General features: G+C 67.0%; 22 protein-coding genes and 5 pseudogenes. 11 read left to right on the top strand and 16 right to left on the bottom strand.

The features are described 5' to 3' along the window. Nucleotides 1–86 precede the first annotated feature (86 nt). On the top strand, nt 87–500 hold the full coding sequence (locus tag ACIPWY_RS31585; protein WP_401536063.1) for an FhaA domain-containing protein: 414 nt from the start codon (nt 87–89) through the stop codon (nt 498–500). 76 nt (nt 501–576) lie between these two features. On the opposite strand, the pseudogene ACIPWY_RS31590 reads toward ACIPWY_RS31585, so the two are convergent. Next, a pseudogene (locus ACIPWY_RS31590) lies at nt 577–1,412 on the bottom strand (RNA polymerase sigma factor SigF). Nucleotides 1,413–1,769: 357 nt separating this feature from the next. Between ACIPWY_RS31590 and ACIPWY_RS31595 the strand changes: the two are divergent. Then, complete coding sequence (locus ACIPWY_RS31595) at nt 1,770–2,180, top strand: ATP-binding protein (protein ID WP_401536065.1); 411 nt, start codon at nt 1,770–1,772, stop codon at nt 2,178–2,180. Between the two features lie 32 nt (nt 2,181–2,212). Here ACIPWY_RS31595 and ACIPWY_RS31600 read toward each other — a convergent pair whose 3' ends face one another. Next, entirely contained in the window at nt 2,213–3,295 is a 1,083-nt protein-coding gene (locus ACIPWY_RS31600) for an integrase core domain-containing protein (RefSeq protein ID WP_401536067.1), read from the bottom strand. Nucleotides 3,296–3,397: 102 nt separating this feature from the next. Between ACIPWY_RS31600 and ACIPWY_RS31605 the strand changes: the two genes are divergently transcribed. Then, nucleotides 3,398–3,898 (top strand): hypothetical protein, encoded by a 501-nt coding sequence (locus ACIPWY_RS31605; protein WP_401536069.1) that lies wholly within the window; start codon nt 3,398–3,400, stop codon nt 3,896–3,898. A gap of 263 nt (nt 3,899–4,161) precedes the next feature. On the opposite strand, the pseudogene ACIPWY_RS31610 reads toward ACIPWY_RS31605, so the two are convergent. From ACIPWY_RS31610 to ACIPWY_RS31630, 5 genes and pseudogenes are all read right to left on the bottom strand, one after another. Then, a pseudogene (locus ACIPWY_RS31610) lies at nt 4,162–4,275 on the bottom strand (flavin reductase family protein); the annotation flags it as partial. Between the two features lie 17 nt (nt 4,276–4,292). After that, nucleotides 4,293–5,186, bottom strand: coding sequence for a dihydrodipicolinate synthase family protein (locus ACIPWY_RS31615; RefSeq protein WP_401536071.1), 894 nt, complete (start codon nt 5,184–5,186; stop codon nt 4,293–4,295). A gap of 51 nt (nt 5,187–5,237) precedes the next feature. Then, nucleotides 5,238–5,483 (bottom strand): annotated as a pseudogene (locus tag ACIPWY_RS31620) (2Fe-2S iron-sulfur cluster-binding protein); the annotation flags it as partial. A gap of 47 nt (nt 5,484–5,530) precedes the next feature. Further along, a pseudogene (locus ACIPWY_RS31625) lies at nt 5,531–5,731 on the bottom strand (FMN-binding negative transcriptional regulator); the annotation flags it as partial. 90 nt (nt 5,732–5,821) lie between these two features. Then, nucleotides 5,822–6,778 (bottom strand): MerR family transcriptional regulator, encoded by a 957-nt coding sequence (locus ACIPWY_RS31630; protein ID WP_401536074.1) that lies wholly within the window; start codon nt 6,776–6,778, stop codon nt 5,822–5,824. A gap of 783 nt (nt 6,779–7,561) precedes the next feature. Here ACIPWY_RS31630 and ACIPWY_RS31635 point away from each other — a divergent pair. The 3 genes from ACIPWY_RS31635 (at nt 7,562) to ACIPWY_RS31645 (ending at nt 9,663) form a co-directional block, all read left to right on the top strand. Continuing rightward, on the top strand, nt 7,562–7,960 hold the full coding sequence (locus tag ACIPWY_RS31635; protein WP_393705155.1) for a hypothetical protein: 399 nt from the start codon (nt 7,562–7,564) through the stop codon (nt 7,958–7,960). Nucleotides 7,961–8,049: 89 nt separating this feature from the next. Beyond that, on the top strand, nt 8,050–9,252 hold the full coding sequence (locus ACIPWY_RS31640; protein WP_393705153.1) for a M20 family metallopeptidase: 1,203 nt from the start codon (nt 8,050–8,052) through the stop codon (nt 9,250–9,252). A 219-nt stretch (nt 9,253–9,471) separates the two neighbouring features. Further along, nucleotides 9,472–9,663 carry a hypothetical protein gene (locus tag ACIPWY_RS31645; RefSeq protein WP_393705151.1) on the top strand — a complete coding sequence of 64 codons (192 nt, stop codon included), beginning with the start codon at nt 9,472–9,474 and terminating at the stop codon, nt 9,661–9,663. A gap of 121 nt (nt 9,664–9,784) precedes the next feature. On the opposite strand, the gene ACIPWY_RS31650 is transcribed toward ACIPWY_RS31645, so the two are convergent. From ACIPWY_RS31650 to ACIPWY_RS31665, 4 genes are all read right to left on the bottom strand, one after another. Beyond that, on the bottom strand, nt 9,785–10,321 hold the full coding sequence (locus tag ACIPWY_RS31650) for a hypothetical protein (protein WP_362910675.1): 537 nt from the start codon (nt 10,319–10,321) through the stop codon (nt 9,785–9,787). 320 nt (nt 10,322–10,641) lie between these two features. After that, entirely contained in the window at nt 10,642–11,052 is a 411-nt protein-coding gene (locus ACIPWY_RS31655; RefSeq protein WP_393705149.1) for a hypothetical protein, read from the bottom strand. 232 nt (nt 11,053–11,284) lie between these two features. After that, entirely contained in the window at nt 11,285–11,518 is a 234-nt protein-coding gene (locus tag ACIPWY_RS31660) for a hypothetical protein (RefSeq protein ID WP_393705147.1), read from the bottom strand. A gap of 265 nt (nt 11,519–11,783) precedes the next feature. Next, the gene (locus ACIPWY_RS31665) at nt 11,784–12,626 is read right to left on the bottom strand and encodes a hypothetical protein (protein ID WP_401536080.1); all 843 of its coding nucleotides are present in this window, start codon (nt 12,624–12,626) and stop codon (nt 11,784–11,786) included. Nucleotides 12,627–13,414: 788 nt separating this feature from the next. Between ACIPWY_RS31665 and ACIPWY_RS31670 the strand changes: the two genes are divergently transcribed. Continuing rightward, complete coding sequence (locus ACIPWY_RS31670) at nt 13,415–14,227, top strand: hypothetical protein (protein ID WP_393705287.1); 813 nt, start codon at nt 13,415–13,417, stop codon at nt 14,225–14,227. Here ACIPWY_RS31670 and ACIPWY_RS31675 read toward each other — a convergent pair. Beyond that, nucleotides 14,228–14,893 (bottom strand): annotated as a pseudogene (locus tag ACIPWY_RS31675) (IS5 family transposase); the annotation flags it as partial. Between ACIPWY_RS31675 and ACIPWY_RS31680 the strand changes: the two are divergent. The 4 genes from ACIPWY_RS31680 (at nt 14,885) to ACIPWY_RS31695 (ending at nt 16,827) form a co-directional block, all read left to right on the top strand. After that, nucleotides 14,885–15,208 carry a transposase gene (locus ACIPWY_RS31680; RefSeq protein ID WP_401536142.1) on the top strand — a complete coding sequence of 108 codons (324 nt, stop codon included), beginning with the start codon at nt 14,885–14,887 and terminating at the stop codon, nt 15,206–15,208. The pseudogene ACIPWY_RS31675 and the gene ACIPWY_RS31680 sit on opposite strands and share 9 nt — an antisense overlap. Nucleotides 15,209–15,381: 173 nt before the next feature. Continuing rightward, on the top strand, nt 15,382–15,555 hold the full coding sequence (locus ACIPWY_RS31685; protein WP_393705143.1) for a hydrophobic protein: 174 nt from the start codon (nt 15,382–15,384) through the stop codon (nt 15,553–15,555). Nucleotides 15,556–15,912: 357 nt separating this feature from the next. Next, complete coding sequence (locus ACIPWY_RS31690; protein WP_362910683.1) at nt 15,913–16,263, top strand: PRC-barrel domain-containing protein; 351 nt, start codon at nt 15,913–15,915, stop codon at nt 16,261–16,263. A gap of 75 nt (nt 16,264–16,338) precedes the next feature. After that, nucleotides 16,339–16,827: a hypothetical protein gene (locus ACIPWY_RS31695; RefSeq protein WP_401536083.1), complete on the top strand. Its 489-nt coding sequence runs from the start codon at nt 16,339–16,341 to the stop codon at nt 16,825–16,827. Between the two features lie 558 nt (nt 16,828–17,385). Here ACIPWY_RS31695 and ACIPWY_RS31700 read toward each other — a convergent pair. The 4 genes from ACIPWY_RS31700 to ACIPWY_RS31715 form a co-directional block, all read right to left on the bottom strand. Continuing rightward, nucleotides 17,386–18,018: a hypothetical protein gene (locus ACIPWY_RS31700; protein ID WP_362910686.1), complete on the bottom strand. Its 633-nt coding sequence runs from the start codon at nt 18,016–18,018 to the stop codon at nt 17,386–17,388. 388 nt (nt 18,019–18,406) lie between these two features. Further along, entirely contained in the window at nt 18,407–19,153 is a 747-nt protein-coding gene (locus tag ACIPWY_RS31705; protein WP_362910688.1) for an SDR family oxidoreductase, read from the bottom strand. Beyond that, complete coding sequence (locus ACIPWY_RS31710; RefSeq protein WP_362910690.1) at nt 19,150–20,142, bottom strand: alpha/beta fold hydrolase; 993 nt, start codon at nt 20,140–20,142, stop codon at nt 19,150–19,152. The genes ACIPWY_RS31705 and ACIPWY_RS31710 overlap by 4 nt, the downstream gene beginning before the upstream one ends. Further along, complete coding sequence (locus ACIPWY_RS31715) at nt 20,139–21,059, bottom strand: zinc-binding dehydrogenase (protein WP_393705133.1); 921 nt, start codon at nt 21,057–21,059, stop codon at nt 20,139–20,141. Before ACIPWY_RS31715 ends, ACIPWY_RS31710 begins: the two co-directional genes overlap by 4 nt. Nucleotides 21,060–21,096: the final 37 nt, after the last annotated feature.

A 21,096-nucleotide genomic window follows, 5' to 3' on the forward strand; every position in this document is an offset into this window, starting at 1 on the left:
ACTCCACGTCGGCGCGAAACGCGCAGGACCGCAGGGCCACTCGCATGGGTGAGAGTGTGTGTGGGGGAGGCAGGCAGGCGAACACGATGGAACCCTTCAAGACCGCCGAGCTTGCCATGGAGCGATGGACCGCGACCTTGTGGGGCATACTCTTTCGTCCGAAGCGGCGGCCGGGGGATGTCGTTGCGGTGCTCCGGCGTGAGTGCGACGACAATGCCCTGATTGTGGCCCGTCAGCGCGTGGTCGTGCCGAATGTCTTCGTCATCGATCTGCTTCCCGATACCCATCGCAAGCTCACGACACATGCACTGCCAGTCGAGCCGCACCTGGTGAACCAGGTGCGGCGGCGCGCAGCTGAGCAGGGGTACACCTTTGCCGGGCCCGTGGCCGTGGACCTCCGTCCGGCACATCGCGAGACGACTGAGCGATTCCGTGTTCATAGCCGGATCGCACCGATCGAGAGGCGGCCCCGTCCCACAGGCTTTCAAGAACGGCGTTGACTCGCCGCCTCGACCTTGCGCGCCGGCTCGCGGGGACGGGCTTGCACCCCGCGAGCCCCGGGCCGCGAACTCCGGGTCAGTGGGTCGCGAGCATTCCCTTCCTGAGGCGGGCCAGGGTGCGGGACAGGAGGCGAGATACGTGCAATGGGAGACGTCGAGACGCTCGCCGATCTCGGACTGAGTGAGTTCCTCGACGAATCGAAGGTGGAGAATGCGCCGGTCGCGTTCGCCGAGTTCGGCGATGAGCGGGCGAGGGCGTGGAAGTTCTCCACGAGCTCCATAGCGGGGTCTTCCTCGCCGATGAAGTTGGCCAGGGCCGCTTCGCCGTCACCGTGGACGGCGGTGTCGAGGGAGGTGGAGTTGTAGCCGTTGGAGGCCATGCGGGCTTCGATGACCTCGTCCTCGGTGAGGTTCATCAAGGCGGCCAGCTCGCTGACCTTCGGGGCGCGCCCGAGCCGGCTACTGAGCTCTTCGGTGGCCTTGACGAGTTCGACACGGGCCTCCTGTAGCTGGCGTGGAACGTGGACTGCCCAGGAGGTGCCGCGGAAGAACCGCTTGATCTGGCCGACGATATAGGGCACCGCGAAGGTGGCGAACTGCGTCTCGCGGGACAGGTCGAAGCGGTCGATGGCCTTGATCAGGCCGATCATGCCCACCTGAACAATGTCTTCCATTTCGTCGCTGCGGTGGCGGAACCGCCCGGCCGCGTAGCGGACCAGCGTCATGTTCATCTCGACCAGAGTGTTGCGCGCGTACTGGTAGCCGGGCGTGCCCTCTTCCAGCGGGGCGAGCCGGCTGAAGAAAAAGCTGCGACATGTCGCGGGCGTCACTCGGCGCGACCGCCTGCGGGTCGGCGATCTCCGGCAGCTCAGTGATGCCGGAGTCTGCGAGTTCCCCGGTGGGTGTCGTCATCGCCGCCATCGTGTTCAGCCCCAGTCCGCCGGCTTGCTGCCGTGGTCCCGGCAGACCCGTGCACGACCGTCTACCCCCGCCTCGCGGCCTCATCCTCCCATTGACCCATTCAAGGCCCGTAACGCCCGTCACGAGCCTGATCGGCGCCGCGTGCAAGGCGCCTGCGGAAGTACAATGACCCCTGGTCCACGCACAGTTGATGCGCTGGTATACGGCGAATCTGCAGGTTGAACAAGTATCTGGGTTCGAGCAAACCTGGATGAGGCATTTTCGCGGTTCACTCCGAGGTGATGTTAAAGCTGCCGCTTCGGGGCAAGTGCTCACCGCAGACAGGCCAATCCGAATGAGGAGGGACTTATGGAGCGGCAGATGCGAATCCATGCCGGGCCCTCGGACCGAGCTGTCTTCAACACATGTCCTGAGGCCGTCGCGGATGCGCGAGACCTCGCCCGAGCATTCGTAGGCAACCTCAGCCCGGCTATCGACACTCAGGCATCCGAAAGCGTCACACTCGTCGTCTCCGAACTCATCACCAACGCCGTGCGGCACGCCCGCAGCACATCATGCACACTCCAGCTGCGGGCGAGCCCGGACATCATCACCATTGAAGTGACCGACGCTGACCCGAAACCGCCACGGGAGCGGACTCCCGACCTCACTGGCGGAACCGGCGGGTTCGGCTGGGCGATGGTTCAGACCCTGGCGCGAGCCATCCACGTCACCTGCGGCCCCAAGGGTAAGAAGATCCGGGCAGACCTGCCCCGGTAGCCCTGTGGGGCTCGAGAAGTCATCGCTGCAGTTCAAGCGGCATGTCGGTACTCGTTGATTGCTCCGCTGAGGATCCGGGTGCGCAAGAGCTTGCGGGGCTCGAAACCGTCCAGGACTGCTGGCTGTTTCTGGGCCTCGGGCGGTCGTTGATCGCGGGATTGGTGCGGCCGATGTCTGTTGTAGTGGTCCTGGTACTCGGCGAGGACCTGCTGGGCGTGGGCCTCGTTCAGGAGCAGAACGTGGTCGAGTGCCTCGCGGCGGATCGTGCCGATCACGCGCTCGCAGTGGGTCATGCGTGGTGCCTGGGGTGCGCTGAGCAGCACGTCCATGCCTTCGGCTTCGGAGACGGCGTCGAAGGGGCCGGTGTACTTGGTGTCGCGGTCGCGGAGCACGAAGCGCAGCGACTCGATGCGGCTGCCCAGGTCATCGGCGAGATTGCGCGCCTGCTGGGTCGCCCACTGTGCGGTGGGGTGGGCGGTGACGCCGGTGATGTGGAGTCTGGGGGTGCCGTGTTCGAGGAACGCCAGCGCGTACAGCTGGCTGCCGGTGATCGTGTCGACGTGGAAGAAGTCCGCCGCGATGATCTCCTCGGCCTGCGCGGTGAGGAACTCGCGCCGGCTCGGGCCGGTGCGGGGCGGGGCGGGGTCGATGCCGGCCTTGTGCAGGATCTCCCAGACCGTGGACGGCGTGATCGGGTGGCCCAGTCGGGCCAGTTCGTCCTGGATCCGCCGGTGGCCCCACCGCGGATTCTCCTGCGCCAGGCGCAGCACCAGCTTCTTGAGCGCGGCCGCCGTGGGTGGACGCGCGGTGCGTCGGCGTCGGTCGGAGTAGTCCCACTCCTTGGCGATCAGCCTGCGGTGCCAGGCCAGTAGCGTCCCGGGCGTGACCGCGAAGATGCTGCTCCAGCAGCGGCGCGGTATCAGCGACGACAGCGCGGCCAGCCAGAACCGGTCCGCGGGCTCGTAGCGGACCGGACCGTTGAGTTGTCGTCGCGACACCGAGTTTTCGTGCTGCAGCACCAGCAGTTCGGCGTCCTTGGCCGTGTCCCGGTGCAGCAGGATCGCGGGTATGGACAGCAGCGCCCGGGTGGCCCGGTACAGCATCGAGGTGATCACACGCGCAGCATCCCAGCCACCGCGGAGGGCCTGGCACGTAGGCTCCCACCTGCAGCGATGACGTTACGAGCCCCACAGGATTTACGGGATGGCGGTGGGACGATGCAGGTTTTGCCCCGGCAGCAGATGGCCCAGCAAGCCTCCAAGGAGCACATCGAGGCAGCCGAGGCCATGAGCGCCGCACAGCGTGAAGCTGAGAAAGTGCGGCTCGTCGTCAGCTCGGACGGAGGATCGCTCACCGTTCAGGTCACCAACCACGCCCTCCGGGTCGTGACCGACGTGGAGCTGCTGGACGTTACGCCGACGGACGCAGGTCCCTGGCGCTCGTGGAAGCCGAACCCGAACGTCGGCCGCCAGCTCTCCAGCCTGTCCCGGCCCCCGCTACACCCCGGCGAGAGGATGACCGTCGCCGTGTGGCTTCTGGACGACAACGGCGACCAATTGCGGGAGCTGCCGCGCAAGGCCACGGTCGAGGTCCGCTTCTGCGATGACGACGGTCAGTGGTGGCCGTCCGTCACCGGCGTGGGCACCCAGCGCATCCCCCCGCCTCTTCGTAGAGGCAGGGCCCGACACAACGACCCCTCTGTTACCCGTCTGAACTAGGGAAGTTCCAGGAATGGCCCAATGCCACCAGAGGCGGCGGTAGCGGCGATCTAGGTTGCCGTGACGGTCCCGCATCCGAAGGGACGGCGGGGTCTGGACCTGATGCGATGGCTTGCACCAGCGCGCAACAACTTCGTTCCTCTGCTCGCCCCTCAGTTCCGAGTCAGCGAGCAGTCGCTCAGCAGCCAAGAACCTGGAGCCCCGGACCCGTGCCGAGGCCGACCAGAGCCATGCCGCCGCCCTGGCCAGGGCCCGAGCGAGAAGGATGAGATCGGCGCGAGGTTGGACGTGCCGTCCTCGTTCTGCGTGGTGAGCAGAACGACGGGTGCGCCGAAGCAGAGGACGCTGGGACGGATTCCCCGGTGGGTGTCGGTCATGGAGTACGCGTCCTGGTTCAGGCCGTGAGGCCCGTAGCCGCGAGGGCTGCAGCGAGTTCCTGGCGTGCCGGCAGCGGCAGGCCCTGGAGGGGGCGCGGGAGGTTGGAGTCCTCGGCCAGGCCGAGCTGTTCGGCGGCGGCGGACATCACGCGCAGGCTGCCGTACCGGCGGAAGAGCTGCCACAGTGGCTCCAGCCGCTCGGACAGGGCGGTGGCCTCGGTGGTGTCTCCGACCTGCGCAGCACGGGTGATGGCCAGGGCAGCGGTGGGGAACAGGCCGCCGACGACCGAGTACCACGCTTCGCATCCCGCGTTCAGTCCGTTCGCGGCGGCCCAGTCGCCGCTGGCGCCGATGGTGACGGTGTCGGGGATGTGGGTGCGCAGGGCGTCGATGCGGGCCTTGGCCTGCGTGGGGTCGTCGGGCACCGGGGGGATCTTGATGGCGGCGACGTTCGGCAACTGGGCGATGCGGCCGTGGAGTTCGTCGGTGAACGTGACGTGGGTGGTGCCGGGGTTGTCGTACACGCACAGGGGGACCGAGAGCTCGCGGGTGACGTCTTCGTACAGGCCGAACACTTCTTCGTCGGTGAGGGTCTGGTAGGTCATCGGGGCGAGGAGCACGGCTGAGGCGCCGACCTTCTGCGCGTCCTCGGCGAGCGCGAGGACCTGTGTGGTGCGCAGGGCGCCGATGCCGATCATGACCGGTACGCCATCGGCGGCTTCGACCGCGAGTGCGGCTACGCGGGCGCGCTGTTCGCGGGTGAGGTAGGCGTAGCTGCCGGTGGATCCGAGAGCGCCGATCGAGTCGACGCCTGCTGCGGCGAGACGGGAGACGAGGGTGCTGAACGCCTGCTCGTCGACGCCGTGCTCGGTGGTCGGAGTGAGGGGGAAGGCGCTGAGGCCGCGGAACATGTGGGTCTCCAGGGGGCAGGCGGCCGCCGGGCGGGGTGGCCGGGTGTGGTGTCAGAGGCCGAGGACGAGGCGTGGGCAGGCGGCGCGGTAGACGCAGACCATCATCGTGTCGTGCGCGGCCTGTTCCTCGCTGGTGAGGACGGAGTCGCGGTGGTCGACGATGCCGTCCAGAACGTCCGTCTCGCAGATGCCTCCGCGGCAGGAGGTGGGGACCTTTGCGCCGGCCTCTTCGACGGCTTCGACGGCTTCGAGGACCGAGGTGTCGGGTGGCACGGTGACCGTGATGCCTGTCTTCGCCAGCCACGTGTGGCAGGTAGGCGTACTGCGCGAAGATCGCCCTGCGCGGGCTCCTCCCACTGGTCGTTGCCGCGTGCCATGTGGCCGATCAGGGCGCCGTGCTCGCCGGTGTCCGGGTCGCACTCGAAGGGCAGCAGCCTGGACAGGAGTTCCTGCGCGGTGACGGTGATGAGGTCGGAAGCATGGTGGTAGGTCAGCAGGTCACAGACGGCGTCCTCGCTGGGCACGAAGTGTTCGGGAACGTACATGATCGATCTCTCGGATAGATGTGGATCAATCTGATTGCTGTGGCATGGCGGCTGGAGGGTCCGGCGCGTGTCCGGGTCCTTGCGATTGCCTTACAGGGGGTTGGTGCGCAGCCAGGTCAGGACCTGCTGGGCGTGTTCGTTGGGTGGGAAGATCGGATAGAAGGTGTGCTCGATCTCGCCGTCGCGGATGACGAGTGTCAGCCGCTTGAACAGCCTTGTCCCGTCGACCTCGAAGGTGGGCAGGCCGAGGGTGTGGGCCAGGTTGAGGTTGGGGTCGGAGAGCATGTCGAAGGGGAGGCCGAGCCGTTCCACGACTTCGTGCTGGTACTCGGTGTCCTGGCTGGAGAGCCCGTACACGCGGCCGGCGCCGGCTCCGAGGAGGTCTTGGAAGTGGTCCCGGAAGCCGCACGATTCGGGGGTGCAGCCGCGGGCTCCGGGGATGGAGTTCCAGCCTTCCGGTAGGTCGGTGCCGGGTCGGCCGGTGAGGGGATAGATGTAGATCACCGTGCGGCGCGGCCCGAGTGCGTCCAGCTCGATGGCCTTGCCCGCGGTGTTGCGCAGGGTGATCCCGGGGGCCTTCAGGCCGGGCAGGTGGTCGGCGGCGCCGTCGTCCGCGGGCCTGGGGAGGTCTAGGGGGAGCGTCACGTAGTCCTCGCCTCCGCTTCCTGTGTCTGCTGTCGGTACGACTCTGCTGCCGCGGTGAGCGGCTGTGTTCAGGTTGTTGATCAGGGTTGCGCGGCGAGCGGTCAGTGCTTCGATGCGCTCGGTGAGCTCGTCGATGGAGTCGCGGTAGGTGGCCAGCGACGCAGGGCAGTCGTCGGCGTGCAGGCTTCCGGCGGCCAGGCATTCGAGGAACGGGCGGGTGCGTTCGACGGGGATCCCCAGCTGATGGAGGATCCTGATCTCCCGTACGAGGCGTACGTCGTCCTCGTCGTAGTTGCGGTAGCCGTTGGCGAGACGTTCGGGTGTGATCAACCCCAGCGATTCGTAGTAGCGCACTGCTTTGGTCGTCGCGTGTGCCTGACGTGCAAGCTCACCGATCTTCATGCCGCTCACCTCGTCTTCAACGTTAAACCTTGCCCTCTGGGGCAAGGTCAAGCGTCGCTCCGGCCGGCGAGGACGCGCTGGGCCTCACGGGGCGGGTTGACCGTGAGCAGTGCCGTGCTCGCACCGATGATCGCGACGGCGCCGAGGACCTGGAAGGCCAGCGTGGACTCCGCTCATGCCGCATGGCGCCGCGTTGGAGCGCCCGTTCTGCGGCCAGGCCATGTTCCGATGAGGCGGTGTTGGCTCGAAAAACTGACAAGATCGATGAGAATCCACCGCGCGGGGTCTCTGTGGTTCTGTCACTTGCCTGGTCGGCGCTCGCCTGAGCTGACAAGACCATTGAGACATCGACGCCGTGACGTCCAAGCCCATTGATCCCAGCCGGATCGCTCGCCTGTCTTGTCTCAAGGCAGTTGTCAGTGCGCAGCTCGCCGACATGGCTCCCTGACACTGTCCTGGCAGGGGCTGGAGGGGAACCGGTTGCGGCACAGGCCGGACTTCTTCGCCCGCCTCGTGGATGGGACTGGCGTCGCGAGCGAGCCCGGCTCGAGGTAGTGGGGGACCCTCCAAGTTCGGCTGGGCATCGTTGTGTCCGCCAAGATCACCGTGCTCGTGCGCATCGCCGCGGACTTGCGGGACGGGGTGGCCGCGGCGGCCACCCCGTCCCATATCCGCGACGAAACTGGGGGGCACCACACCGTGAGTGAGCGCGTCATTGAGCCCAAGAGCCGAGGCTTTCTGTTCCTCGACTCTCATGTTCGAATTTGAAGGCAAAGAGGCAGAGTGCATTCGCGTCTGTGCCGATGGCCCTGCGTAGCGGCGAGTCGCACCACCGTCCGCGCCGCCGCCGACGCCCTGACCGCGGAGACCGGCCGCGGCCCGAGCGTGCTGGCCCTCGCCACCCGCCTCGGGCTCGCCGACACCACCTTCCGCCGCAACTACCCCGACATCTGTGCCGAGCTGGCCGCAGCCACGGCCACACCATCCGCCCAGAAGGCCTCCGACGCCTACAGCACGCTGCAGGCCGACAACGCCCGCCTGCGCCGCGACAAACGCGATCTCACCAAACAGCTCGAACTCGCCATCGCCGCCGTCCAACGGCTCAGCGTGGACAACGACCGTCTGCGAACGGCACTGCACGAAGCCCACTCCGTCACCCCGCTGGTCCAGCGGCCACGCTGACAGCGACTTCGGCGGTCGCTGTTGTCCTCCGCGACTGCGGTCCAACAATTCGGTTGCGCGCCGGTCCTCAGCCTCGCGATCTTCTCTTCATGGCATTGGATGAGGAACTGATCGAGCTTCGCCGGGAGATCCATCGCCGACCTGAACTCGCGGGCGAGGAGCGGGAGACAGCCGGGCTGGTCGCGGAGCAGTTGCGTGCGGCGGGGCTGGAGGTGACGACTGGTGTCGGCGGGCACGGGGTCGTCGCCGTGCTCGACGGTTCGGCAGACGGGCCGACGGTGGCGTACCGGGCGGACATGGACGCCGTGGACGCGACGAGGAATGTTCTGCCGTTCCCGCGCTCGGGCCGGGTGTACGACGAGGGCTTCGCCTCGCGTGTCCCTGGTGTCGCGCATCTGTGCGGGCACGACCTGCATACCGCGATCGGTGTCGGCGTGGCGAGGAAGCTGGCCCGGCGCTCCGAGCAGGTACGTGGGCGGCTGGTGTTCGTGTTCCAGCCGGCCGAGGAGCCCTTGCAGGGCGCACGCGCGATGCTGGACACGGGACTGGTGCAGCGGCTCGCGCCGCGCGAGTTCTACGCACTGCACTGCAGCCCGTTCCCCACTGGCACCATTGCGGTGTCCCCGGGCTATGGGCTGCCCGGGCTCGACCAGATCCGGATCGTGCTTCAGGGTGGCGGGGACGCGGCGGCCGCCGTCGCAGCCGAGGTCGAGGCACTCGGCACGGTCACCTTCCCGCAGAACGTCACCGAATACCACGCGGGCTTCCATGCCCTGCTGGACCCCGAAGTGGCCGTGTCCCACCAGGAATCCGTGTCCGTCGCCACGTGGATCGAACCAGGGTCCGACGGGCAGCCGGTCGTCGGCATCCTGCTGCGCGTCTGGCCGCAGGAACGAGTGCCGGAGGTGCGCGCGCAGGTCGAGCAGCTTGCGGCGGCCGCCGGCGGACGCGCCGAGTTCCAGGGCGTCCCGTTCCCCGCAATGGTGAACTCCGAGGAACTCAGCACGGCGGCCGGCGACTACCTGAGCACGGCGCTGGGGCCGGAGTCCGTCCTGTGGGCCCGCGCAGCGTGGCCCTACAACTGTGAGGACTTCGCCCTGTTCCTCAACGAGGCTCCGGGCGCCCAGCTCTGCCTCGGCGTTGCAGACGCAGATTCGGGGATCGACGGTGCGCCACACTCTCCTGATTTCGCGGCCGACGAGCGCGCGATCGGCCACGGTGTGCACGCCATGACCGGTCTCCTGACTCATCGGTTGGCGGCCCTGTCCACTGCTCAACAGCATCGTTCCTGACGGAGCTCTACGAGGTGAGATGATCTTGATTCGTGGCACGTGAGGATCTGACCTCCGGCCCGGCCTGGACCAGATCGTGCTGCGCATCGGTCAGTTGGTCAGCTACGAACTCTGGCTACAAGACCCCCTCGATCCCCTGGTTCCGGAGCGTGTCGTACCAAAGCAGCGCGACATCGGGATCGTCGGTAGCCGGACGGTTTGGATCGGAGGCGGTACATCGTGAAGCAGATCAAGAAGCAGGGCGCGCCGCTCGGTGTACGGGCGGCTGCGGACGTCGCCCAGTTCAGGATGGGCGAGGAGATCCCACACGGAAGCCCGCTGTCTGATGGGTCGGTGACGAACCGAGAGGAGAACGCCTTCGGAGGCATCTGCGACTGGGAGATCTCAGTGACGCGGAGGGGGCCAGGCTGAAGCCGATCGTGAAGGACTTCCCCCACGGCATCGCCCCGTGGCCCAACGCAAAGGAGACGCCCCCGGAGCAGGCCGAAGGCATCCTCCTTCGTTCACAGCGCACGCAGGCGCTCTACGACACTTACTGAGCGGCCTCCGCCATGGTGGTATCGATCGCACTGAGCGTGTAGACCTTCAGCTCGCCCTTCAGATGCAGCTCCACAACCGCGCGGACATCCTCAGCCCTGAGCATTTCCCTTGAGTTCGCCCGAGCGACTTCGTCAGCCCGGCGGGTCAGGTCCCCCGTGATCTCGGCGGCGACGGCCGCCAGCGTGTCCGCGCCATCCGCAGCCAGAACGCAACCCTTCTCACCAGCAACCCGCTTGATGCTAGAGAGGAACTGGTGCGACGTGACGCCCCGCTTACGGGTGCCCTCGGCCTCCCCAGCTACTGGCTGCTCCTCGGGCCCCGACTTGCGGACTTCGGAGGGGGCAATGCCCAGCAGCCATTGGGCACCCAGTGACCCCAGTTCGGGATCCATCGAAATGGCCCGTTGGACGTGCTTGGGCACGACCTTCTGCCGCAGATCGAACTCGGCAGCCGCCTTGGCTCCGTCAACGATCTCCCGCAGTAGGCAGGTCAAGGCGCTCCGAAGTGCGACTACGGCCTCCTTGGACACCTGGAGCTCCGTCTGCGCCCTCATCGCCCGGCCCACAAGCTCGGCCCTCACCGGCGAGCCCACTGCTACTTCCTCCGTTGGTGTCTTTTCGCCATCCGCCACAGCCAGCTCCTCGCCTCGTTGACCTCTGCCAGACGCAGATGACCTTGGTGCAAGGAGGCTTCTCCGCCGGTCCGCCAACTACTCCCATTCCTGCCGGACCTGGCCGATATTCACCCACTTTGGCCAGCCGGCTCGGCGAAGCAATCCTCGCCGAACGACCGCAGACGAGCCACTGTGTGCTGATACTCCGTCAGGTAAGGGACGGGCTCCTCGGCTCGTCACCGACCCATCAGACAGGGCCTGGGGCGTGTTGCGAAATCGGCGCTGGCGTACTGCTGCCGGACGTTCATCGCGTGCTGATGCGGGTCCCGGCGCATGCCGGGCCCCGCGAAGTATCGGTCCAGCAGAGTCGGCGTGAGCTGCCATGGAACCAGGTCGTAGTGCTCGCAGACCTCAAGTACCGGTTTCGCCAGCTGGTCGATCGTGGACGGCATCAGGCCTACCGCGTCACGTGCCCACTGGTACTCCGCAAGCGTGTCGAAGAAGTACGACCGCTCGTCCTGCTGTCCGGAGCGGCCCGATCGGTGGGTGTGCAGTGAGAAGACCTCCGCCAGCCCGTCCGGCGGCGGTCCAGAGTTCGGGGTGCGGGTGTCGAAATTCCCCACGGAGTCGCAGATTACGAGCGTCACTCCTGGAATCTGCGAGTAACTGCGAAAACCTCACGCTGTCGAGGGATGCGTCGAACAGGGGTCTCTCACCTGCTGACATCCGTGATCGTGCCCGTGGGGGCGCCAGAGGAACCCGCGCGCACTCCCGTTGCGTAAGAGGCGGGGAGCACCGCGGCGAGCTCGCGAGCACGGACCGGGCCGGAGGCCGCGCGGGACGGCGCGGCCGCGAAGTCGACCCTCCCGTCGTTGTAGATCACCGCCTCCCCGTCGAGGACCGTCCGGGGCGTAGCGAGTTCATGCCGGCCACGGCCAGATCCATCCACGCGGAGGTGACCGTCCGCCCGGACCGGGCCTGTAGCCGGACGGTCTCGGCATCGCGCCGCAGGACCGTGCGGTGTCCGTCGAACTTGATCTCGTACCACCAGCCCTTGCCGCGGGGCAGCGTTGGCACGGCCTCGGCGAGGGCCATGGTGACGGGGTACTCCACCTGGCCTGCCTGTGGCGGCCGAGCCACGGATACGCGTTGGCTCAGGCTGCGCGGGCGGCGCTCGCTGCGCGCCTCGCCGGTGCCCGAGCCCGGGTAGGGGTTCTTCTGCTCCCGTTGAGTCAGCGTTTGACACGGTTGCGGACGGGCAGGGTCGTAAGGCCCAGAAGGGCGGGCTAGGTCACACGGGACGCCATTTCGATGTAGGTGCCGGAAGTGGTCAGGACTTGGTCGGCGGAGCGGAACACCACTGAGTTCAGCGTGACGTTCAGGGCCTTGTCGAAGCGGTCGCTGGTGAACCTGTCCCCGGTGGGGTTCTGCGGATCGTCGGATCGTCCTTCTTGATCTTGAAAGTGACTTTGCCGCCGCCGGCCGGGACGGTGCCGGTCGCTGCCTGCTCCGGGGCGTCCTTCGGGAGACCGAGGCCCATCAGCAGAACGATGGTGACGAGCATGGCGGTGCCGAGCCACGCCAGCGCCCGGGAAGCGCGCATGCCGTAGCCAGACAGTGCCCAGTAAGCAGTCAGAAGACCCCGCTCGCTTTGAGGTATGTCGTCGGCGTGGCGGCGCATCTCCATCTCCCCGTAATAGAAGTCGGCGGCCCCAGGCTCGTGCTTGCCATCCTCGAACGCTTTGCGAAGCGCGCGGTACACCGGCGCCAGTTGCAACGGCCCGACGCCCCCGGCACCGAACACGGCCACGTTCCAGCCTGGGATGGCCCCTGGTTGGCTCGCGCGCCAGTGGTGTTCTTCGGCGAGGGTGCGGCGTTGGGTGAACCGGATCGGACGCCCGCCCCGCCAATGCATTGCGGGCGGGACCGTGCCGAAGGTGCATGCGCCCTCCAGCCGTATCTGGTCCAGGTGCACGGTCCCCGCGAACAGGCATCCCGACAGATCGACGTCGGCGAGGACCAGATGGGCCGCGTCCACCCCACGCATCGAGGCCATCCGCACCGTGGCATCGGTCCCAACAGCAACAGCCTGCTTCTCCAGCTCCTGGCCGTCGGTGAGCAGGAAGGGGGCGGCTTCGCCCGCACTCGTGAGGGGGTACTCGAAGACGGCATGGGAGAAGTCCACCGTTGTGTAGCGCAGCCGCAGTTCGGCTGTCGACATCCAACGGGTTCGCCGGCACTCCACCCGGCGTGCCACACACGACATGGTCATCGGGCCGTCGAACACCGCACCATTCAACGACACCCTTCCGGCACACACAAACGGCCCAACGTCAACCGGACTCTTGAAGGTCGCCGCCCCGAACCAGGCGTCGTCCTCGGAGGTCGCCGACTCGAACCAGGCGTCGCCAAGGTGAGGTTGTCCGGTGCCAGGGTCACGAAGAGCGCGGAGGGGCTCGTGGAGAAGTTGGGCCGTGAAGCACGTGCCGCGGTGGTCGACATCAGCTCCAGGCTGCAGGCCGGCCAGTGGCTGGTATCCGGATACCCAGCGTGATCGGAGAGTCAGAACCTAGCCGCACGAGGCCAGCTTGGGCCGGAGCTGGGCTGTGCGGACGGGGCCGGCCGCGATGCCAGGAGACCGAACACAACTGGCTTTCCGGACTAAGAAACCCATCAACCTGGAGCCTCGTCGACGAGACAGCGGCCTCGCTGCGGCCGGGTCCCCCGCCCGCCTCATTCCTGGCAGGATGACCCGCCATGACGACCCGACCGGAACCGCTGGGGGCCACGCCGTGTCACGCGACGAGTGACCGCTCTGACGACTCGCCAAACAGCGCCCGCCGCCCTTTCGATCAGTCGATTGACCAGCTCAAGCGAGACTGCGCCGCGCTCGGTGTCGAACGCCAGGTGTCTCTTCGGGTCAGAGTGGCTCTGCGGCGACGCCTCCGCCTTCAGCGCTGGAAGCGGGACACGCTCATTTGGGGGCTTTGTGGGGCAGGAGGGCTTGCGGTGGCCACCTTCAGCCAGTTGTGGATTCATCAGAGCTGGCTGCCGGAGGAGAGCGACGACAGCGTGTTGTCTATGGACCTCACCTCGTCAGACCCATGGCAGCAGGCCCTGTCGATCCTCCAGCTGGCTCTGGTGGTCGGCATGGCCCTCTACATCGCACTGGACACATTCGGCGAAGACCTGTTCTCGATCAATCCCCGACGTACAACCAGCCGGGTGGCAAGGCTGTTCATCGCGCGCCGATATGCCCTCGTCACGCAGTGCGCCGAGGCGATCCACGCCTGCGCGCAGGCCCGACGCGGTGGCGAGCAGAAGCCGGCGCAGCTCAAGAAGCTCGCCAAGCGACTGAAGACCGTCCGACGCGGTGTACTGGACGCACACCACAGCCGCGGAACCGTTGCCCGCTGGTCTCACCGCAGGAAGCCGCTGAAAATCCACGAACGGCACGTATCTGCGGCGTTGGCGGCACTTGAATCCAAACTGGATCACGCCCCAGGTGAAGCGCTCCGCGACATCGCCGAAGCTCTGCTGACCATCTCTGACCGCTACTGCGAGACCCGCCTCAGTCAGCTCTTGGACGAAGAACAACTCACCGCCGTGGCACCCACTCGAAATTGGGACGTGCTGCGGTACCTCACCGCCTTCGTGCTTGGAGCTGGCGGCGTAACTGGATTGGCGCTCACTGGCGCCGTCCCAGAGAGCGCCGAACCGTTCGTCTACCCGATCGTGCTGATGACCGGTTTGCTCATCGCTTTCGGACGCACCTTCAGGCGCGCTATCGACGTTTTCAGCGTCATCACTGGAGGGCCGTGACCTCTGCCGGCCATCACAGGTCTCGACACCCTTGCGGGCGATGCGGACCCCGATGTGCTTGCCCCAGAGCCATCGCCGCAGGTGAGGGGTGTCGTAGGCCTTGTAGGCGTGAAGGCGTTGTGGCTTGAAGTAGCGTCCGCGATAGGGGTCATGTCTCATCTGGTGACCTGCGACCATGGGCTCCAGCGCGAGGCTGTCGTGGACGTTGGCGGCGGAGAGACCGATAATGAGGGGCAGTCCGTTCGCGTCCGACAAGATGTGCATCTTGGAACCGGGCTTGCCCGGGTCCACGGGGCTCGGACCTGTGTGTTCGCCCCCTTCTTTCGCCCGCACGTGCGCGGAGTCCAGCACGACATGGGAGACATCGACGAGGCCGGCATCGTCCGGCCGGTGCACAACCGCCTCGTGCAGCCGACCCCACACACCGGCTCTCGACCAGATCATGAACCGCCGGTGCACCGTCGACTTCGACACCCCAGAACAGGGCGACAACGCCCGCCAGTCACAGCCACTGACCAGTACGTAGATGATCGAGGCGAACAGCGTCTCATCAGGCGTGTTCTGCTTTCCGCCACCCTGCGGCCGCACCCGATCCGCCGGAATCAACGGCCTGGCGATCTCCCACAACCCGTCCGGAACAATCCAACTCCACGTCCCCTGAACCATGTTGAGGAGCACTACTACCCAGCCTCACCACGTAGGACACCGTCTAAGCTGCACCTGGCCGTAGAGCAGGGCCAAAAGCCCATGTCGACCGTGGTGACGGCCGGGCAGCGTGGGGACTCGCCGCAGTTCGAGCCAATGCTGGAAGTGGTCCGCGTGCCCCGTGTCGGGGTGGGTCGGCCGCGTGTCCGTCCCAATCGCGTGCGGGCTGACAAGGTGTACGCCTCCCGCGGGAACCGCGCCTACCTGCGCCGCCGGGGGATCCGCTGCACCCTCCCGGACAAGGCTAATGGGCTCGCTCACGCAGCGCGCCCGTGACATAGCTGTCCTGCTCATCCGCCGGTATCTATAAGCCTAGGCGATTTCCGCACCATGTACGACCTCGCTTTGGGGCGAATACCACTTCCCGCGTGAGGCCTGAGTAAACAGACCAGTTTTTGAGGCATGGTGGGATTCCGGCGGGGCACATGAGTGCCCGGAGGTTGATAATCATGGTTCCCATTATTCTTGTTCTTCTGCTCGCTTTGATCCTCTTCGGTGCCGGTTTCGCGTTGAAGGCCCTATGGTGGATCGCTGTCATCGTGCTGGTGGTGTGGCTGCTCGGCTTCGTGATCCGTCCGGCTGCAAGCGCTGGCAAGCCACGAGGCCGCTGGTACCGCTGGTAAACCAGCCTGAACAGCACAATTCCTTGCGGGTGGGCCGCGACGAACCTTCGTCGCGGCCCACCCGCATGTCGGCTGTCGGCCGCCGACCGCATCGAGTCTCGTGTGGGACGCAAGTAATGAGAAGTAATGGTGCGCACAGTCAAGGGCATACGGGATGCGTGGCCGGATGCGCTGTCAGGAACCTGACCTCCAGGACGGCGCCTCCGGCCACACATAATTTCCCGACGTGTAAATGTGTGGAGTCCGATACTCAGGGCATGCGGTCTAAAGAGAGCGCGTCACCGCATTTCTGGGTACGCCAATCCGACTCCACCGTTTCATCTGTGGAGCAGTAAATTCTGATGAGGGAGTCGATTTATGAGCGACAGCATCTGGGGCTACCAGCCGACCGCCGGCCACACTGCGGGGACTGACCTGATCGGCTACAAGGTCGAGGCCACCGACGGCAGCATCGGCAAGGTCGACAAGCACTCGGACGACGTCAACTCCGCGTACCTCGTCGTCGACACCGGTGTCTGGATCTTCGGTAAGCACGTTCTGCTGCCCGCCGGCACCGTACGCACAGTCGACCAGGCCGAGCGGAAGGTCTTCGTCGACCTCACCAAGGATCAGATCAAGGGCTCCCCCGAGTTCGACAGGGACAAGCACGTCGGTGACGCTGGGTACCACGAGCAGGTCGGCAGCTACTACACCAGCCGCCGCCCCTGACCCCACCGCACCACCCCACTAGCGGGGGCCGGCCGGAGACACTCCGGTCGGCCCCCGCTTTTCTCGTGCACATCCATGGCAGCCGTGACCATGGCCACCCTCGCCGTCAGCCGCCGCAAGCAACTCCCCTGCGGCGAGCTCCGCGCCGAACAGGCCGACGCCATTCCCGGCACCCGCGGCTACGTCGGTGGCACTACCGACCCGACCGACCTCACCCACCTCGGCGCCCGCGAATACGACCCCAGTCCGGCCGACGCCGTCGACGGAGTTCGACGTGGTTCGGGCGGCGAGGGACTGAAGGAGACCACGCTTCCAGAAGTCGCCCGTGGAGTCCTCGTCACGGGCCGTCCACACCATGCGGGGACCACCGTTGTCAGCGGCTTCGGCGATGCGCTCCACCGGAACGTCTGCTGCCTGCCGGGTAGTTCACCGGCGGGCAGCAAAATCAAGATCGTGGGCGGCTACCCGCCGGTGTCACCACCGACTACGGACCAGACCCTCATTCCTGATAGACCCGTGCCGTCTCCTCGCCGAAGGAGGCGGCACGCCACCGGTGCCGAGTAAGCGGCGTGCTGCGCGACCGGGCATCGCGGTTCCGGCGTCGGCTGGCCGGTCGACACGCGGGAGACGTCCCAGGAACGCCAGGGAGACGCAGTGAGGAACACCGGTGGAACGCGGGCGGCGGATAGTGGGCGGGTGCGGAGCCAGGTTGGGACGGTGCCTCGCAGGCCGGCATGCCTCGATGATCGCCGGTCGGTGATTGCCGAGGCATGGCCGGTGGGCCGTTTTAGTTCCGCACAGGGCGAGTGGTCCACCCGCGAGACCGGGGAGGGGAAGTTCCGGTCATGGATCGGCAGCTATGGCAGCGCGCCGAGCGCCCGCGTCGCACTGGCCGAGCAGGCCGCGGACGAGTCGTGGGGGCGAACTCAAGGCGTGCCTTGACACGAAGGCGTGAGCAGGCCGCCCCTGCGGAACGGGGACTTGCCGCCGTCCAGCCTTCACAGGCCGATGCCACCATCGCGCGGAACGGGGCGATAGGAGATGGCAGCGGATCGGTGCACGTTTGCAGTTGCCCCAGCGATAGCTCAGCTTGCGTCACGCTGGGGCATGGAAGCCGACGGCTCAGGGCGCGTTCAGCCCGAAGTTCTGGCGGCTGTTGTTGCTCGCACCGGGGCTGTCGATGTTGTGGTTGATGGCGATGTTGTTGAACATCGGGATGACACCGTTGAGGTTGATCGGCAGGATCGAGCCCCCTCCGCCTCCGTTTCCTCCGTTGCAGTCTCCGCCGGTGATCGTTGTCGGGTCGCTGGCCGAGAAGGGGAAGGGGCCTTCAGCGGTGGCCTCGGTTCCAGTGACGGTGTTGGTGACGGTGCACGGTGCGTTGTCGGCGATGTTGACAGTGATGGTGATTGTGTTGGAGCCAGAGATGAAGGAGACGTCGCAGAGGACCGTCGTACCGCCGTTAGCGATCTCGCAAAAGGACGCGAGAGAGCCTCCGAGGCTCGTGGCCGTTAGGCCGGTGGGAAGGCTGTCCGTGAGGTTCACAGCGCCGCTCTCACCACCACCGCTCTCCGTCAGCGTGATGGTGTAGACGCCTTGCCCTCCCCGTGCGAAGTTCCCTTCGTGGCTCTTGGCGACGCTCAAAGACGATTGAGCTTGGGCGGGCGTGACCCCGGCGGCAAACGGGAGCGCGATGCCGAGCCCCAGTACCGTCGTGAACGCGGAGATCCGCCGTCTCAATCCGTGCTTTTCCATTCCGAGTTTCTCCTGTCCGTGAAGGTCTCCCTCGGCCCGAGCCGCGCAGGGTGGAGCGCGGTTCAGGCGGGAGGTCAACACCGGGAACGCCTTGCTGATTGGCCGGATAACGGGTGTAGTGCCTGTTTCACTCGATCGCCTCGCACCAGGGGAATCGAGGAAACTCAGGCGGCGGAATGCTGAACAGGGCAGCGTTTCGCCGCTCGACCGCCCGACCACGGGTCAGGGTTTGTGGTTGAGAGATCAGTGAGCAGGTCTGGGGTCACCCCTGAATACCGAGGCCGCTCACAGGAAGCGCCATCATGGCCGGCATTGAAGGGATCAGCGTGGCGTGTGAACGCCTGGCGCACAAAAGCTGGCTGGCTGCGGGGGGCTGCGCTGCCGACCGTCAGGCGGGTACGGCGCCGACCAGGCCGCCGTCGATAACGAGATCCTGGCCGTTGATGTAGGACGCGTCGGACGAGGCGAGGAACGCGACAGCCGCAGCGACCTCTTCCGGGCGTCCGAAGCGGCCGGCGACAACCTGGCCGGTGACCGCCGCTGCCTCCGCTTCGGTCAGTGCGTCGGCGGGGTACATCGGGGTGTCGATATAGCCGGGGCTGACGGAGTTGACGCGGATGCCGCGCGGGGCGAGTGAGGCAGCGAGGGTTCGGGCCAGGTTGTGCACGGCGGCTTTGGTCGCCGAGTAGAGGGTCAGGACGCTGTTGCCCCGGTGGAGGGTCCAGGAGGCGTTGATGACGATCGAGCCTCCGTCCGCCAGTAGCGGCAGCGCCTTTTGGACGGTGAAGAACACGCCCTTGAAGTTCACGTCGATACCGTGGTCGAAGTCCGGCTCGGTGATGTTCTCGAACGGCAGGAATGTGCCGGTGCCCGCGTTCGCGAAGAGGCCGTCCAACTGGCCGTGACGGTCCCGGACGGTCTCCATCAGCGCTTCCACCGCGCCGAGGTCGGCGGCGTCGGCCACGATCCCCGAGGCGTTGGAGCCGAGCTCCTTGACTGCGGGGTCCACCCGTGCGCGGGTGCGGCCGGTGACGATGACGTGGGCGCCTTCGGCGACGAGGCGGTGTGCGGTCGCCAGACCCATGCCGCTGGTGCCGCCGGTGATGAGGATGGTCTTGTCAGTGAAGCGGTTCATGCTGATGTTCCCGTCAGGGTGTGCGTGAGGTGGTCGCTGAGGTGGGGCAGCCAGTCGGGCCGCGCGTTGCCGAGGAGGTGGTCTCCGTGGGGGACGGACAGGTGGGTGCCGTGGGGCGCCAGTCGGGCCAGGGGCTCGCCGTTCGTCACGCCGGCGATGACGTCCTGGTCGCCGTCCACGACAAGCAGCGGGGTAGCGATGCGGGGGGCTAGGGCGGTGAGGTCCACGTGACGTACGAACTCGTGGGCGGCGTCGATTCCTCCGGCGCGTAGGGCGATGATGTCCCGTACCGGCGGGGGTAGTTCCTCCCAGTCGAGGCGGAAGGGACCGCTGACGGTGGCGACGGCTGCCACGCGCGGCTCAAGCGCCGCGGTCCGGGCAGCGAAATAGCCGCCCAGGCTCAGGCCGACAAGCCCGATGCGTGTGACGCCGAGGGCGTCGATGACCCGGCCCACGATCCGCTCGTAGTCCGGCACGAAGGTCGTGGTGGCCGCGAGCACGCCCTGTCCGGGGCCGTCCATCGCGAACACCGCCAGCCCTCTGGTCAGCAGCGCGGACACCAGATCGAGGAACTCCTCCTTGGCCGAGTCCAGGCCGGGGACGACGACCACGGTCCCCGGCGCGTTGGAGGGGCCACGCAGCCAGCCGGTGAATCCCTCACCACTCACCCGCCGCGCACCAGGCTCCAACACGGTGAGAGCTCTACTCAAGGCGTGATCGGCCTCGACGGCAGCACCATGCGCTTCCGCGTACGGCGCCAGGGTGGCCAGGTGGAACCACCGGGCCGCCATCAGCAGGTACTCACCCGCTGAGCGGGGCGATCCCGCGTCCTCCGCGCGCTGGAGGTAACTCTGTCCGGTGCGCAGGAAGGCCGGCCCCCAGTCGGCGACGGAGGTGAGGCCATCGGTGACGCGCTGGTACTCGTGCGGGTCCACGCCCGCACCGGTGGCGCGTGTCCACTGCGCGGCGGCGAATTCGGTGGTGCTCATCGTCCTCCTCCGGTCAGCAGGACGGCCTTGCCGCGTATCCGGCGCTCCCGCAGGTCGACCAGGGTGTTGGCGGTCTGTACCCAGTCGGTGGTGCGGCTGATCTCCGGGTGCAACCGGCCCTGTTCTACGAGGCTCACCAGTGCTGAGAGATCGAAGCCGTACGGGGCGCCGGCGTAGTGAAAGTGCTGGATCGTGACCCGCTCGGGTCCGCCAAGGAGTTGGAAAAAGTCGAGGGACACCGGGGTGCGGCTCGCCTGACCGAACCAGACGAGCAGGCCACCCGGGCGCACCTTCGACAGGGCGAGTGCCAGGTCGGGCCCACCCGTGGACTCCAGCACAACATCGAACGGCCCTTGAGCCGCCGCGACCGCGTGAACCACATTCGCACCCAGTTCCGCGAGCCGCTCGCCGCGCACCGGCGTGGACGTCACCGCGGTCAGCTCGGCTCCTGCCCCAACCGCAAGCTCGGTGACGTAGTGGCCGACGCCACCTGAGGCGCCGGTCAGCAGTACCCGTCGGCCGGCCAGGGAACCGGCCGTACGCAGCAGCCGCAGAGCAGTGATCCCAGCCAGGGGCAGAGCAGCGGCTCTCGCGCTGTCGATGCTGTCCGGGAGCACCGCGAGCGAGTGCGTGGGCACGGCGGCGTACTCGGCCCAGCCGCCCTGCGCCGGGTGCCCGACCACGCGGGCGCCGATGCCGGGGCCGGAGCCATCGGCTGCGGCCTGTACAACGAGCCCTGCGATGTCCTTGCCGGGCAGCAGCTCCGGCCGGGGCTGTTCGAGAAGGAATGTCTCGCCCCGGTTCGGGGCGAACGCCTCGACTTTGATCAGTGCCTCACCGGGCTCCGGCACGGGCTGGGGGACCTCGGCGAAGGCGACCGGGCGCGCCGCGTCTCCCGTGGGAATCAGTCTTTGCATGGAGATGATGCAACCCCTGTGGCCGCCCCGCGATCCA

Origin of the sequence: Streptomyces sp. NPDC090032 (assembly GCF_044748025.1) — a bacterium.
Taxonomy (GTDB): Bacteria; Actinomycetota; Actinomycetes; order Streptomycetales; family Streptomycetaceae; genus Streptomyces.

Excerpts from the sequence above, each read along its gene's own strand:
- ACIPWY_RS31585 (WP_401536063.1), top strand. The coding sequence starts at position 87 with ATGGAACCCTTCAAGACCGCCGAGCTTGCCATGGAGCGATGGACCGCG.
- ACIPWY_RS31595 (WP_401536065.1), top strand. The coding sequence starts at position 1,770 with ATGGAGCGGCAGATGCGAATCCATGCCGGGCCCTCGGACCGAGCTGTC.
- ACIPWY_RS31605 (WP_401536069.1), top strand. The coding sequence starts at position 3,398 with ATGCAGGTTTTGCCCCGGCAGCAGATGGCCCAGCAAGCCTCCAAGGAG.
- ACIPWY_RS31615 (WP_401536071.1), bottom strand. The coding sequence starts at position 5,186 with ATGTTCCGCGGCCTCAGCGCCTTCCCCCTCACTCCGACCACCGAGCAC.
- ACIPWY_RS31630 (WP_401536074.1), bottom strand. The coding sequence starts at position 6,778 with ATGAAGATCGGTGAGCTTGCACGTCAGGCACACGCGACGACCAAAGCA.
- ACIPWY_RS31640 (WP_393705153.1), top strand. The coding sequence starts at position 8,050 with ATGGCATTGGATGAGGAACTGATCGAGCTTCGCCGGGAGATCCATCGC.
- ACIPWY_RS31665 (WP_401536080.1), bottom strand. The coding sequence starts at position 12,626 with ATGTCGACAGCCGAACTGCGGCTGCGCTACACAACGGTGGACTTCTCC.
- ACIPWY_RS31685 (WP_393705143.1), top strand. The coding sequence starts at position 15,382 with ATGGTTCCCATTATTCTTGTTCTTCTGCTCGCTTTGATCCTCTTCGGT.
- ACIPWY_RS31690 (WP_362910683.1), top strand. The coding sequence starts at position 15,913 with ATGAGCGACAGCATCTGGGGCTACCAGCCGACCGCCGGCCACACTGCG.
- ACIPWY_RS31695 (WP_401536083.1), top strand. The coding sequence starts at position 16,339 with ATGGCAGCCGTGACCATGGCCACCCTCGCCGTCAGCCGCCGCAAGCAA.
- ACIPWY_RS31700 (WP_362910686.1), bottom strand. The coding sequence starts at position 18,018 with ATGGAAAAGCACGGATTGAGACGGCGGATCTCCGCGTTCACGACGGTA.
- ACIPWY_RS31705 (WP_362910688.1), bottom strand. The coding sequence starts at position 19,153 with ATGAACCGCTTCACTGACAAGACCATCCTCATCACCGGCGGCACCAGC.
- ACIPWY_RS31710 (WP_362910690.1), bottom strand. The coding sequence starts at position 20,142 with ATGAGCACCACCGAATTCGCCGCCGCGCAGTGGACACGCGCCACCGGT.
- ACIPWY_RS31715 (WP_393705133.1), bottom strand. The coding sequence starts at position 21,059 with ATGCAAAGACTGATTCCCACGGGAGACGCGGCGCGCCCGGTCGCCTTC.